This is a genomic window from Methylocystis echinoides, assembly GCF_040687965.1.
Lineage (GTDB): Bacteria > Pseudomonadota > Alphaproteobacteria > Rhizobiales > Beijerinckiaceae > Methylocystis > Methylocystis echinoides_A.
Genome location: NZ_CP156084.1, coordinates 3,584,109 through 3,596,491, shown reverse-complemented (window position 1 = coordinate 3,596,491; position 12,383 = coordinate 3,584,109). Strand labels below are relative to the sequence as shown.

13 protein-coding genes are annotated in these 12,383 nt (G+C 65.8%); 6 read left to right on the top strand and 7 right to left on the bottom strand.

The window, feature by feature from the left end; translation table 11 throughout:
- Positions 1–8 precede the first annotated feature (8 nt).
- Positions 9–812 (bottom strand): sulfite exporter TauE/SafE family protein, encoded by an 804-nt coding sequence (locus RVU70_RS17715; RefSeq protein WP_363348691.1) that lies wholly within the window; start codon positions 810–812, stop codon positions 9–11.
- 274 nt (positions 813–1,086) lie between these two features.
- On the opposite strand from RVU70_RS17715, the gene RVU70_RS17710 reads away from it, so the two are divergent.
- The 5 genes from RVU70_RS17710 (at position 1,087) to RVU70_RS17690 (ending at position 5,162) form a co-directional block, all read left to right on the top strand.
- Positions 1,087–1,572, top strand: coding sequence for an Rrf2 family transcriptional regulator (locus RVU70_RS17710; RefSeq protein WP_363348689.1), 486 nt, complete (start codon positions 1,087–1,089; stop codon positions 1,570–1,572).
- 78 nt (positions 1,573–1,650) lie between these two features.
- Positions 1,651–2,367: a protein-L-isoaspartate O-methyltransferase gene (locus tag RVU70_RS17705; protein WP_363348687.1), complete on the top strand. Its 717-nt coding sequence runs from the start codon at positions 1,651–1,653 to the stop codon at positions 2,365–2,367.
- A gap of 129 nt (positions 2,368–2,496) precedes the next feature.
- Entirely contained in the window at positions 2,497–3,957 is a 1,461-nt protein-coding gene (locus tag RVU70_RS17700) for a TolC family outer membrane protein (RefSeq protein ID WP_363348685.1), read from the top strand.
- A gap of 138 nt (positions 3,958–4,095) precedes the next feature.
- Complete coding sequence (locus tag RVU70_RS17695; protein ID WP_363348683.1) at positions 4,096–4,788, top strand: DUF2497 domain-containing protein; 693 nt, start codon at positions 4,096–4,098, stop codon at positions 4,786–4,788.
- 44 nt (positions 4,789–4,832) lie between these two features.
- Entirely contained in the window at positions 4,833–5,162 is a 330-nt protein-coding gene (locus tag RVU70_RS17690) for a septum formation initiator family protein (RefSeq protein ID WP_363348681.1), read from the top strand.
- A gap of 6 nt (positions 5,163–5,168) precedes the next feature.
- Here RVU70_RS17690 and RVU70_RS17685 read toward each other — a convergent pair whose 3' ends face one another.
- From RVU70_RS17685 to RVU70_RS17660, 6 genes are all read right to left on the bottom strand, one after another.
- The gene (locus tag RVU70_RS17685) at positions 5,169–6,050 is read right to left on the bottom strand and encodes an MBL fold metallo-hydrolase (RefSeq protein WP_363348679.1); all 882 of its coding nucleotides are present in this window, start codon (positions 6,048–6,050) and stop codon (positions 5,169–5,171) included.
- Positions 6,051–6,141: 91 nt separating this feature from the next.
- The gene (locus RVU70_RS17680; protein ID WP_363348677.1) at positions 6,142–6,624 is read right to left on the bottom strand and encodes an SH3 domain-containing protein; all 483 of its coding nucleotides are present in this window, start codon (positions 6,622–6,624) and stop codon (positions 6,142–6,144) included.
- Positions 6,625–6,747: 123 nt separating this feature from the next.
- Positions 6,748–10,203, bottom strand: a complete 3,456-nt coding sequence (locus RVU70_RS17675; RefSeq protein ID WP_363348675.1) for an error-prone DNA polymerase — start codon at positions 10,201–10,203, stop codon at positions 6,748–6,750.
- 188 nt (positions 10,204–10,391) lie between these two features.
- Positions 10,392–10,589: a hypothetical protein gene (locus RVU70_RS17670; RefSeq protein WP_363348673.1), complete on the bottom strand. Its 198-nt coding sequence runs from the start codon at positions 10,587–10,589 to the stop codon at positions 10,392–10,394.
- Positions 10,590–10,858: 269 nt separating this feature from the next.
- Complete coding sequence (locus RVU70_RS17665) at positions 10,859–11,383, bottom strand: hypothetical protein (RefSeq protein ID WP_363348671.1); 525 nt, start codon at positions 11,381–11,383, stop codon at positions 10,859–10,861.
- Positions 11,384–11,559: 176 nt separating this feature from the next.
- Positions 11,560–11,967 (bottom strand): DUF1622 domain-containing protein, encoded by a 408-nt coding sequence (locus tag RVU70_RS17660; RefSeq protein ID WP_363348669.1) that lies wholly within the window; start codon positions 11,965–11,967, stop codon positions 11,560–11,562.
- A 127-nt stretch (positions 11,968–12,094) separates the two neighbouring features.
- On the opposite strand from RVU70_RS17660, the gene RVU70_RS17655 reads away from it, so the two are divergent.
- The gene (locus RVU70_RS17655; RefSeq protein ID WP_363348667.1) at positions 12,095–12,352 is read left to right on the top strand and encodes a hypothetical protein; all 258 of its coding nucleotides are present in this window, start codon (positions 12,095–12,097) and stop codon (positions 12,350–12,352) included.
- Positions 12,353–12,383 lie beyond the last annotated feature (31 nt).

The window sequence follows — 12,383 nt, the reverse complement described above, 5'->3', positions numbered from 1 at the left end:
GAGAAAAACTAGATCGACAGCTTGACGCCGACCGCCGCCATCATCGTCGCCAGCACCGGCCTCAGATAATGGTCCGGCACGCGGGCGGCGAGATGACTCCCAATGGCGATGCCGGGCAGGGAGCCGACGAGCAGCGAGAAAAGCAACAGCCAGTCCACGCCGCCAAGAAGCCAATGCCCGAAGCCGGCGACGAAGGTCAATGGCACGGCGTGCGCAATGTCCGATCCGACGAGACGCACCGTCGGCGTGCGCGGATAGAGCGCAAGAAGGACGGTCATGCCGAGCGCGCCGGCGCCCACGGAGGAGACCGACACGAGCACGCCCAGAAACGCGCCGAGCGCCATCGTCAGCCCGGCGACGCGGCGGTCGGTCAGATTGTCGAGGTGGTGGGCGATGTAGTCTAAAATCCAGCGGCGGAAGAGGATGGCTCCGGCGGTGAGCAGCAGCGCAAAGCCGAGCGCCGAGGTGATGAGCCCATTCGCCGCATGCCCCGCGGTCTTGCCGAGCCAGGCGAGGGTAATGAGCGTGACGATCGTTGCGGGCAGCGAGCCGCAGGCGAGGCGCCGGGTGATCCGCCAGTCGACGGTCCCGTTCAATCCGTGGACGAGCGTGCCATTGCTCTTGGTGATGGCGGCGTAGAGCAGATCAGTGCCCACCGCCGTCGTCGGCGCGACGCCAAACAGCAACACCAGGATCGGCGTCATCAGCGATCCGCCGCCGACCCCCGTGAAGCCAACCAGGGTTCCAACCACGAAGCCCGACACCGAATAGAGCGGATTGAACGCGTGGAGCGCATCGGCGAAGGCGAACATGGAACGGGCTCCTGCTTATTCACGCTCTATATATGTGCATTAGTACGAGGCACATATCAGCACTGTCGAATAAGTGGCGCAAAAGCGGGAGCCAGTCAATCCCTCAATCTACTAAACTAATAAGCTACCGGAAAACGAGGCCGTCAAGGGCGTGCCCATATATTAAAAAGATCGAATGTGTGATTAAGTCACGACAGCAGGGTCCCGACCTGACGTAACGTCCAACTCGTCCGGCTGTTCGCGCACGGCGGCCGAATCTGTGGTAAGCTGTCGAATGCTCACGAAAAAAGCCAAATACGGGCTCAAGGCGATGGTCTATCTCGCCGGCGTCGAGCCCGGCCAGACCGCGCTCGTCGCCGACATTGCGTCGGAAAACCAGATCCCCAAGAAATTTCTCGACGCGATTCTGAGCGAATTGCGCAACGCTGGCTTCGTTCACTCCAAGAAAGGCAAGGGCGGCGGCTACATGCTGGCCAGGGCGCCGGGGGAGATCGCCGTCGGCAATCTCGTGCGCGCGCTCGACGGTCCACTGGCCCCAATTCAGTGCGCGAGCCGCAGGCTATATCGCCGATGCGACGACTGCGTCGACGAGACGCACTGCGCGGTGCGCCTCGTGATGCTGGAGGCGCGCGACGCCATCGCCCGCGTGCTCGACAACACGACTCTCGACCAGATGCGGGCGCTCGGCGAGGCTGGTCTGACCCTCCTTGAACGGAAGCGTAAGAAGGCCGCCGGTTCAGCGGCCATGGACATGGCCTGAGCCTGAACCTATAAAGCCATCGTCGGCGGCGAGCCGGCGAATCTGCGGTAAAAGAGGCCGGCGAACGCCGGGAAGCGAATGTCGGAAGCAGCGGTGGCGACGGTTCGTCGCAATGCGGAGCAGGGGCTTGCGGCGGCCGAGTTGCGACGCACCATGGTCGAACGCCAGCTGCGTCCCTTCGACCTGACGGACGTGCCGCTGCTCGAACGGTTTCTCAACGTGCCGCGCGAGTTGTTTCTGCCGTCGAGCCAGTCCTCGGTCGCCTATTCGGACCTCGCCGTGACGGTGACGGGCGCAGCCGGCCGTCGCCGCACGTTGTTGCCGCCCCTGGTGCTGGCGCGCATGCTCCAGGGCGGCGCCCCGCGTCCGGGCGAGAAGGTCCTCGCAATTGGCGGCGCTGGCTATTCCGCGGCGATTCTCTCTGGCCTCGTCGGCGAAGTCGTGTCGCTGGACAGCGATCCGGAACTTGCCGAGCGCGCCGCTCACGGGCTTTCGGCCATCGGCGTCGCCAACGTCCGGGTCGAGGCCGGACCGATGGAGCAGGGCTTTCCCGCGGCGGCGCCCTTCGACCTGATCTATGTCGAGGGCGGTGTCGAGGCCGGGCTCGAGACGCTCTTTGCGCAACTCACCCCGAACGGCCGACTGTTGGCGATCGTAACGCCCGAGGCTGGCGCGGGTCAGCATGTCGTGCGCTTCGAGCGCCAGGGCGGCCAGGCCGCTGGACGCGTGTCGCTGCTGAGCGTCAACGCGCCAACCCTGGAAGGTTTCGCGAAAGCGCCCGGCTTCAGCTTCTGACGCCGCTGTTTCGCCCCATCGCGTTTTTAGCGTTTCCCGTGCCGCGTATCGTCGCGAATCGTCGTTTGCGCGGCGGTCGGCTTGTCGTGTCTTCGGCGTTCCGCCGAACAGTTTGAGGGGAAGGCAGGAATGGACAGCGCGGCGATGAGCCAGCCGCAGGCGGCCCGCCTCAGATCCATTGCGCGCAGGGCAATCGCTACGGCGGCGCTGCTGTCCGCCCTCTCGAGCCCGGCGCGCGCCGAAACGCTTCTCTCCGCCTTGGCGCGGGCCTACGCCGGCAATCCCGACCTCAACCAGAGTCGCGCCGCGGTCCGCGTTCGCGACGAGGACATGCCCAAGGCGCTCTCCGGCATGCGTCCAAAGGCGAATATCCAGGCCCAGGCTGGCCCGCTGCACGGCAACTTGCGCTTTCCCTCTTTTGGCGGCGGGCAAAGCGCCGGCGGCGCCGGACAGCGGCAGTTTTTCAGCCAGGAATATACAGGCTATCCCCGCGGCGCGACGCTGAACATGTCGCAAAATGTCTTCGACGCCGGCCGCACGACGAACTCCGTCAGACAGGCGGAGTCGAGCGTTTTCGCGGCGCGCGCGACCATGCGGCTGACTGAGCAGGCGATCCTGCAAAACGGCGCGACCGCCTATATGAACGTGCTGCGCGACACGGCGGTCGTTAATCTGCGCAAGAACAACATTTCCGTCCTCGAGCAGCAGCTCAAGCAGACGCAGGACCGGTTTCAGGTGGGCGAGGTGACTCGCACCGACGTGGCGCAGGCGGAGGCCTCCGTCGCGCAGGCGCGCTCCGATCTTTACGCCGCGCAGGCGCAGCTCAAGAACAGCATCGCCAATTACCGCCAAATCATCGGCGACGAGCCCAGAAATCTGGAGCCCGGCCGCTCTCTCGAGCCTCTGCTGCCGAGGTCTCTCAACGAGATGATCGAGGTCGCGCTCGTCGAGCATCCGGGCGTCGTGTCGGCGTTGCATCAGGTCGACGCCGCGGAACTCGCCGTCAAGGTTCAAGAGAGCGCTTTGGCGCCGACGGTGGCGGTCAACGCCCAGGTTTCTCAGCAATGGGACTCCTTCCTCGGTCTTCCGGGAACGCGCCAGTTCACCGCGCAGGCTTATGGCCAGCTCAATGTGCCGCTTTACCAGGGCGGCGCCGAATACGCTTCAATTCGACAGGCGAAGGAGCAATTGGGGCAGGCCCGGCTCAACGCCGATCTGCAGCGCGACAGCGTGCGGGCGAGCGTCGTGTCGAGCTACGGACTGCTCGAAACCGCAAAAGCCTCGATCATTTCTGGACAGGCGGCGGTGAAGGCGGCGGAGACCGCGCTCGCCGGCGTCCGCGAAGAGGCGAAGGTCGGCCAGCGCACGACGCTCGACGTGCTCAACGCGCAACAGGCGCTGCTCAATGCGCGCGTCAGCCTGGTCATCTCGCAGCGCGACCGGGTCGTCGCCTCCTACGCCGTGCTGGGCTCCATTGGCCGCCTCTCGGCGCAGGAACTGCAACTCGATGTGGCGCTCTACGACCCGAGCATCCATTACGAGCAGGTCAAGACCAAATGGATCGGCGTCGATACGCCGGACGGGCGATAACGCGATCCAAGGGTGACAGCGCGCCGCGAAAGGTGTGGAATTCCTTAGCAACGAGTTGATTCGCATCGGCTGCGCCGTCACACATCGTCAAGGCCTGTCGCGTCGCAGCGAGACGCGAAGCATTTTGGAAAGCACGCCATGAGCGCAGCGAACGCGTCCGCACCGTCGCCTTCTCTCCAGGACGAGATGCGCGCGCACGAGCCGTCGATGGAGGAAATTCTCGCCTCGATCCGGCGCATCATCTCCGACGATCAGGTCGCGCCGCTCGGTCGCCGCGAACGTGAGACGCGCCAGCGTCTCGCAACCGAGGCTGAAGCCGAAGCGTCCGGGCCCGCCGTGCAGAACGCCTATCCCGCGCCCGCGCTCGACGCCGCGCCGGCAGTCGACGCTGAGAACGCCGCCTCGGCGGCTGCTGCGGAGGAACCCGCGCCGCCGCCCGCGGCCGTCGTCGAAATACGACAGCTCCGCCTGCATCGCGCCGCGCCGCCGCCTGCCTTGGACGCCGACGAGGCGCAGGCGCCGGAAGAGACCGACGAGCCGGACATTGATCTGGATACGCTCGAGACGGCGCACGAGACGGCGGACGAGGCGGCTGACGACGAGCCCGCGCAGGATACGCTGGTTTCGGACGACACGGCGTCATCGGTCGCCTCGCACTTCCAGGCGCTCACGGCGAGCATGTTTCTCAACGACAGCGGCCTGTTGCAGCAATATGCGCAGGAGATGATGCGTCCCATGCTCAAGCAATGGCTCGACGATAACCTGCCCGTGATTGTCGAGCGGCTGGTGCGCGCGGAAATCGAGCGCGTCGCGCGGGGCGGCAGGCGGTAAGGTCGTTAACGCTCGCTATACAAGTTGGCGTTAACGTAATTCTCATGTTGAGATTCCGTCTCTTCCTTCGCTCGCTGGTGCTCCCCGTCCTGCTCTATTGCGTGGCGGGGACGGTGGCCTCTTATTTCGTCTGGCACGGCGTCAACGGGCAGCGCGGGCTCAAGACCGGCGAGGAATATGAGCAGAAGCTTGCGCAACTCCGGCAGGAGCGCGACCTCTTACGGTTCGAGCGCATGCAGTGGGAAGCGCGCATTGCTTTGATCAAGGGCGAGAAGATCGACGCCGATGTTCTCGAAGAAGAGACGCGCAAGCGTCTCGGCCGCGTGCACAAGAATGACGTGGTGATCCTGCTGCCGCAGGATGGCGAGCGCTAAGGCCCGTCACTTCCGCGCATAGCGCGCTGCGAGAGAGGGCGGGCCGTCGCTCTCCACGAGGCCGCGCAGGACGAGGTCTTCCAAATGGGCGAAGACCGTCATGGCCGCAGCGCCGTGCAGCCGCTTGTCCACGCTTTCGTAAATACGCGCCACCATCGCGGGGACCGTGTCGTCGCCGGCGTCGAGGCGCTGAAGAATGGCCGCCTCGCGGGCGCGGCGATGATGCTGCAGGGCGCGCAGATAGCGCTGCGGCTCCGGCACCGGATCGCCATGGCCGGGCCAATAGATCGCGTCGTCGCGCTGGCGCATTCGTTCAACTGACGCCATGTAGTCCGTCATCGAGCCGTCCGGCGGCGCGATCACCGTGGTCGACCATCCCATGACGTGATCGCCCGTGAATAGCGCCTTCTCGTCGCGCAGGGCGAAACAGAGATGGTTCGTCGTGTGGCCAGGCGTCTCGAGAGCTTCGACCGTCGCCCCGCCGAGATCCAGACGATGGCCTTCCTTCAAAGTCACGTCGGGCGCATAGGCCGTGTCGTGCGAGGCGTCGAGACCGGGACCAGTCACGCCGATGTCGGGAGGCGGCGCATAGGGGGCGCAACCTGCGATGATGGCGCCGGTCGCCTCCTTCAGAGGTCGCGCGGCGGGCGAGTGGTCGCGATGCGTATGGGTCACGAGGATGTAGCGCAGCCGCTCGCCCCGTAAGGCGTCGAGCAGCGCCGCAACGTGACGCGGATCATTGGGACCGGGATCAATGAGGGCGACGTCGCCCGCGCCGACAATGTAGCTGCAGGTGCCCGTATAGGTGAAAGGCCCGGCGTTGGGCGCGGTCACGCGGCGCACCAGGGGGGAGACGCGCTCTGCGGCGTGCATAAACGGCGCGTTCATTCCTGTCCTCCGCCCAACGGAAAGGCGAAGATAGAAACTTCGCGCCGCATTTCAAAGGAGGCGCGGGCGAGGGCCGCCCGCGCCGCGTGGCTTACATGGGGAAGAGGGCGCCTTGGCGCTCGAGAAGGTTCTCCATCATATAGCCGACCTGGCCGTTGTAATTCACGATGCACCAGCGAGCCTGCCAACCGGGGACGCAGGCGCCCTTGTTCACCGTGGAGCCGCCCGGCACAGGGCCGATCACGGCCCATTTGACGCCCGGTCCCTTGTAAAGATTCGCGAGCTCAGTGGTCACCACCGGCGCGACGACGACGTCATTGCCCGAGGGCGCGAGCACGCCGGCGGCGACATAGCCTTTCACCTTACCATAGGCGACCTTGCACCAGTCGCGCCGCCAGCCGCCGCCGCAATCCAGCACCTGCACATCGGCGCCGGCTGGAATGGTCGCGATGACCGGCAATTTCGGGCTGGGGCCCAAGCGCACATTCGCGGGGCTAGTGACGGGCGCGGCCAGCGCCGCAGCGGCGGCAAGAGCGGCCGACAGAAAAGCCAGACCGAAAACAGATTTGCGCATGTATTTGCTCCCCTTAATTTTTTCTCATTGGCGATGAGCCGCAGGTAAACGGCGCGGGACAGCAATGGTTCCGCCCGAGCGGCCCGCGCCCACCTTCGTGGTAAATTCACGGCAACGCAATCCCTAGTGAAAGTTGCGGGCCTTCGGCATCGCTTCGCCCTTCGCGACGCGCATGCTTTCCAGCAGGCGCAGATCGGCGGAGAGATCGTCGACGCGCTCGGCGACGACATGGATGACCCCTGATTCCTTCTGCAGCCTGCCCGCGATGGCGACGAAGCGGGCGCCGATGATCTCAGCGCGCTGGCGTTCGAGGAGTTTCGGCCAGACGATGATATTGGCCTGTCCCGTCTCGTCCTCGATCGTCATGAAGACAACGCCCTTGGCCGTGCCCGGTCTTTGCCGCAGCAGGACGATCCCGGCGACCGTCACGCGCCGTCCCGCGCCGTCTGGAAAGCGGTCCAGCGCTGCGCAGGGCAGGGCGCCGCGCGCCTCGAGCCGGGACCGCAGAAAAGCGACCGGATGACCTTTGAGCGAGAGGGAGAGGAAGCGGTAATCCTCGACGATTTCTTCGCCGGGCGGCATGGGCGGCAAATGAGCGTCGGGCTCCAGCGGCGCGAAGGAGAGGCTGCGCAGCAGCGGCAGATCGTCTCTGTCGCCGGCGCGGTTCAGCCCGGCCGCCGCCCACAGCGCATCGCGACGGGAGAGGCCGAGCGAGGCGAAGACGTCCGCCTCGGCGAGTCGCATCAGCGTCGCCGGCGACAGTTCGGCGCGCAGCCAGACGTCGCGCACGGAATCATAGCCCTTGCCCCGCCGCGCGACGAGGCGGCGCATGTCTTCCTCCGAGACGCCCTTGATCTGACTGAAGCCCAGGCGGATGGCGTGGTCGCCGAGGATGTCGCCCGCCATGTCGGCGTGACGCGGGTGGAGAGGCAGAGGTTCCGGGGCGGTTGGACGGGGGCTCTGGCAAGAAGAACGCTCTGATCCCCCTCCCCCTTGCGGGGAGGGGCTAGGGGTGGGGGTCGACGCTCTCGCCTGGTGATCTGGGGCGCCCCACCCGACCCCGCTTCGCGGGGCCACCCTCCCCGTAAAGGGGAGGGATGGGGATCGCGCCCATGTGTGTGAGATTGAACCCTTGCAATAATGGCCATCCGATCCCCCTCCCCCTTGCGGGGAGGGGTTAGGGGTGGGGGTCGCCTCCAGCGTCGCCTCCCAGTCGGAGGCGTTGATGTCTGTCGCGCGCGCCTCGATCCCGTGCTCGCGGGCGTCCCGCACGATCTGGGCGGGCGCGTAAAAGCCCATGGGCTGGGAGTTCAAAAGCGCGCAGGCGAAGACGTCCGGATAGCGGCATTTCAGCCAGGCGGAGGCGTAGACGAGAAGCGCGAAAGACGCCGCATGGCTTTCTGGAAAGCCATAAGTGCCGAAGCCTTCGATCTGGCTGAAGCAGCGCTCGGCAAAGTCGCGGTCATAGCCCTTGCGCGCCATGCCCGAAATCATCTTGTCGCGAAAGCCGCCGATGAGGCCCGCGCGCTTGAAGGTCGCCATGGCGCGGCGAAGCTGGTCCGCCTCGGTAGGGGTGAAGTCCGCCGCGACGATGGCGATGCGCATGGCCTGCTCCTGAAACAGCGGCACGCCATAGGTTCGACCCAGCACCTGCTCGAGCTCCTTGGAAGGATAGGATACGGCCTCCTTGCCCATGCGGCGGCGCAGATAGGGATGCACCATGTCGCCCTGGATGGGGCCGGGCCGCACGATCGCCACTTCGATGACGAGATCGTAGAAGCATTTCGGCTTCAGGCGCGGCAGCATCGACATTTGCGCGCGGCTCTCGATCTGGAAGACGCCGATCGTGTCGGCGCGCGAGATCATCGCGTAGACGCGGGGATCTTCCGCCGGGATCGTCGAGAGGCGATGCGCGACGCCATAGTGCATCCGCAGAAGGTCGAGGCCCTTGCGCAGGCAGGTGAGCATGCCGAGCGCCAGCACGTCGATCTTGAGCAGGCCGAGCGCGTCAAGATCGTCCTTGTCCCATTCGATCGTGCTGCGGCCCTCCATCGCGGCCGGCGCGACGGGGACCACTTCGTCGAGCCTGTCGCGGGTGATGACGAAGCCGCCGGAATGCTGGGTCAGATGGCGGGGAAAGCCCTCGATCTCCTCGGCCAGCGCCAGCGCCTTGGCGAAGCGCGGCTCCGTGACGTCGAGGCCGAGGCGGGCAATGTCATGCGCCCGGGCGCCGCCCTCGGCTCCGCGCCCGAAGGCCGCAGAGGACAGGCGTCCGACGAGATCGGTCGAGAGGCCGAAGGCCTTGCCGATTTCGCGGATCGCGCTCTTGCCGCGATAGGTCGTGACGGCGGCGGCGAGCCCGGCGCGTTTGCGGCCGAAACGCGCGTAAATATACTGGATCACCTCTTCACGCCGCTCGTGCTCGAAATCGACGTCGATGTCCGGCGGCTCGTTGCGCGCGGCGGAAACGAAGCGTTCGAACAGCAGATCATGCTTCGTCGGATCGACTTCGGTGACGCCGAGACAAAAACAGACGACGGAATTGGCCGCCGAACCGCGCCCCTGGGCGAGGATGCCCTTGCTGCGCGCGAAACGCATGATGTCGTGCACGGTGAGGAAATAAGCCGCGTATCGAAGCTCTGCGACAAGCGCGAGCTCGCGCTCGAGCAGCGCGGAGACCGTGTCGGGAACGCCCTGCGGATAACGCTGTTTCGCGCCCTCGCGCGAGAGCGCCTCCAGCGCCTCCTGTTCGCTCGCGAAGCCTTCGCGCAATTCGCTCGGATATTCGTAAGCGAGATCGGTCAGGCGGAAATCGAGCGCCGAGACGAAGCGCGCGCTTTCCTCGACGGCCTGCGGCGCATCCTGGAAAAGCCTCGCCATCTCCGTCGCGCTTTTGAGATGACGCTCGGCGTTGGCGGCGAGCAGAAAGCCCGCGTCGGTCAACGTCGTCTTCTCGCGGATGCAGGTCAAAGCGTCGGCGAGCGGGCGGCGCTCGGGGAGATGCATATGCGCGTCATTGACCGCGACGAGCGGCAGGCCGAGCGTCTCCGACAGGGCGATGCGGCCCAGGAGGCGGGCGCGCGGGCGTGGGCCGTAAAGCGCCGTCGCCGCGAGCCAGACGCGGCCCTTCAGCGCCTCGAGAAGGGCAGGGGGCGGCGCGCCATTCTCCGCGCCATTCTCCATGACGACGACATGCTGGCCCGCGCCAAATTCGATGAGATCGTCGAGGTAGAGCGCGCAGTCGCCCTTCTGCGTGCGCAGATTGCCGCGCGTCAGCAGCTGGCACAGGCGGCCATAGGCGGCGCGATCTGTCGGATAGCAGAGGATGTCGGGCGTTTCGTCGCGAAAGACGAGGCGCGCGCCGACCGCGAGACGGAAGTCCCCGGCGCGCTCCCGATGCGCGCGCAAATAGGAGAAGGCGCGCACCACCCCCGCGAGCGAATTGCGATCGGCGATCCCGACGCCGCAATGGCCGAGGTCGAGCGCCGCCGCGGTCATTTCCTCCGGATGCGACGCGCCGCGGAGAAAGGAAAAATTGGTGGTCGCCGCAAGCTCGGCGTAGCGGGGCGATGGCGTCACGGTCAGCTGCGAGAAGAGAATTGTTCTTCTAATGTTCTCATATTCGCCAGCCGGTCAAGCAGGGCCGCCGAGATAAAAAACGCCCCGCTTGTGGCGGGGCGTTGAGAGTGCGGCGCCTCAGGGGCGCCAAAGGTTGTTAGCTAAAACGCGTCCTTGAATGCTTACGCTCTCAAAACTTCGACCTTTACTCAGTCGAAGACCGCGCCCAGCGCCACGCCGAGCAGGCCGACGACGCTCGCCGCCGGCAGAATGGCGTAGTCGCCGATCAGGAGGGCGCCGATGACGGCGCCGATCACCGCGGCGATTCCGCCGCCCACGAGCTTGCCCGTGTTGCTGTCTTTCTTTTCCGCCGCATCCCCGGCGGCATGGGTGGTCTCTTTCGACATGACATCCCCCTAGATGCGCCGATCGACCCATCGGCGCGCCGTTCCTAGCAGCCTCATGTGAGGGGGAGATGAGGGTTCTGTGATGCTGCGATGAGGTTTCGATGACCGCGGCCGTCGCCGATCGGCAATCAAAAAGACACAGGAGGCGTAAACGCCCCTCGTCCTTCGAGACGCCTGCTGCGCAAGCTCCTCAAGGGGCTTCGTCTTCGGGCTTAAAAACAAAACGGCCGGCGTCTTTCAAACGCCGGCCGCAAATTTGTCTAGTCCCGTTATTGGCCCGCGGGCTCTTCGGCGGGGGCCGCCTCGGCCGGCGCAGCCTTGGGCTTCGGCTTCGGCTTCGGTTTGGCCTTCGGCTTCGGCTTCGGCTTGGGCGCTTCGGCGGCGGCCGGCTCGGGCGCGGGAGCGGGCGTCTCCGAAGCGGCGGGCGCAGCCGTCGCCGGCAAGGGCTCGGCCGCAGGCGCGGGGGCTTCGGCGGCAGGGGCCGGCGCGGGTTCGGACGCCGCAGGGGCGGGAGTCTCGGCGGCGGCCGGCGTTTCAGCGGCAGGCGCCTCGGCGGCGGGCGCCGACTCGGCCGGCGGCGTGGCGGAGACGTCCGGCTCCTTCGGCGCTTCGGATTCAGCCGGCGCGGCGGACTCGGCAGGCGTGGCCGGCTCCTCGGTCTTCGGCGCCGTCAGCTTGTCGATCGCCGCCCGGAGGGAGGCGACGCCCTCGCTCGGCGCGACATAGACGCCGACGCCAAAGCCAATCGCGCCGGCGACGAGCGCCGTCACTATTATCGAAACAATACGCGCCATCCGATGCGTTCCTCCAGAATGTTTCTGTTCATGCCCCGGCTTTTCAGCCTGCAATCCAAATACGGATATTATTGGATCGTAGCAATTCTGAGACGGAATTGATTTGAGGCGGGCGTATCTAACCGGTCAGGCGCCATCAGCGCAAGGCGCCGGGGACGCATGGTTTTTTGAAATGTTTACAACTGCGGGCGCGTGTCCCCCCGCATCGCGTCCTCGCGCCGCCAGGGCCAGCGTCCCTCGATTTCCACCTCGAGCGAGAAGCTCAGGAATGTCCGAATCACGACGATCAGGCCAAGCACGGCGAGATTTTCGAGCGAGGGCGTCACGGCCACTGTGCCGATGATGTCCGCCGCGACGAGAAGCTCCAGGCCCAGCAGAATGCCCCGGCCGAGATTGGCGCGATAGCGGCGCAGCGCGCTCTGCCAGTCGCCCGATGTCAGTCCGCCTTGCAGAAAGGCGATTGTCGAAACGATGGCGGCGACGACGATCGCCATCACGCCGGAGGCCTCGATGAGCGTCGAGATTTGCGTCAGCGCCGGATTGATCTCGGCGCGGCTCGGCAGATGAAAAGCGGCAAGATCCACGAGGTAAAAACCCGTCCCTTTGACGCGTGAGCCAGTTTGCGCAACAGTGCGAAGGTCAACCTTAAAGTGTAAGCCCGGGCGATCTTACAGCAATCCGTCGCGGGCGCTAACAATCAAGGACAAGGGAATGAAACAAGTGATCAGCGCCGCGGCGCTTGTGACTGCGATGACCCTATTGTGCGCCGGCGCGGCGCAGGCCCAATCCGTCGCCCAGATGGAGAGCCGTTTCGCCGCCGCCGACAAGGACGGCGACGGCAAGCTCACAAAGGACGAAGCCAAGGCCGGCATGCCGCGGGTCTACGCCAATTTCGCGAAGATCGATCGCGCCGGCAATGGCTATGTCACGATCGACGACATCAAGACCGCCATGGCGTCCATGATGTAACGAACTGGCGCGCGGCGTCGTGACGTTGCGC

Bases quoted from the DNA above. Each gene is read 5' to 3' on its own strand.
- RVU70_RS17695 (WP_363348683.1), top strand. From the start codon at position 4,096: ATGAGCGCAGCGAACGCGTCCGCACCGTCGCCTTCTCTCCAGGACGAG.
- RVU70_RS17715 (WP_363348691.1), bottom strand. From the start codon at position 812: ATGTTCGCCTTCGCCGATGCGCTCCACGCGTTCAATCCGCTCTATTCG.
- RVU70_RS17670 (WP_363348673.1), bottom strand. From the start codon at position 10,589: ATGTCGAAAGAGACCACCCATGCCGCCGGGGATGCGGCGGAAAAGAAA.
- RVU70_RS17685 (WP_363348679.1), bottom strand. From the start codon at position 6,050: ATGAACGCGCCGTTTATGCACGCCGCAGAGCGCGTCTCCCCCCTGGTG.
- RVU70_RS17690 (WP_363348681.1), top strand. From the start codon at position 4,833: ATGTTGAGATTCCGTCTCTTCCTTCGCTCGCTGGTGCTCCCCGTCCTG.
- RVU70_RS17665 (WP_363348671.1), bottom strand. From the start codon at position 11,383: ATGGCGCGTATTGTTTCGATAATAGTGACGGCGCTCGTCGCCGGCGCG.
- RVU70_RS17655 (WP_363348667.1), top strand. From the start codon at position 12,095: ATGAAACAAGTGATCAGCGCCGCGGCGCTTGTGACTGCGATGACCCTA.
- RVU70_RS17710 (WP_363348689.1), top strand. From the start codon at position 1,087: ATGCTCACGAAAAAAGCCAAATACGGGCTCAAGGCGATGGTCTATCTC.
- RVU70_RS17680 (WP_363348677.1), bottom strand. From the start codon at position 6,624: ATGCGCAAATCTGTTTTCGGTCTGGCTTTTCTGTCGGCCGCTCTTGCC.
- RVU70_RS17700 (WP_363348685.1), top strand. From the start codon at position 2,497: ATGGACAGCGCGGCGATGAGCCAGCCGCAGGCGGCCCGCCTCAGATCC.
- RVU70_RS17705 (WP_363348687.1), top strand. From the start codon at position 1,651: ATGTCGGAAGCAGCGGTGGCGACGGTTCGTCGCAATGCGGAGCAGGGG.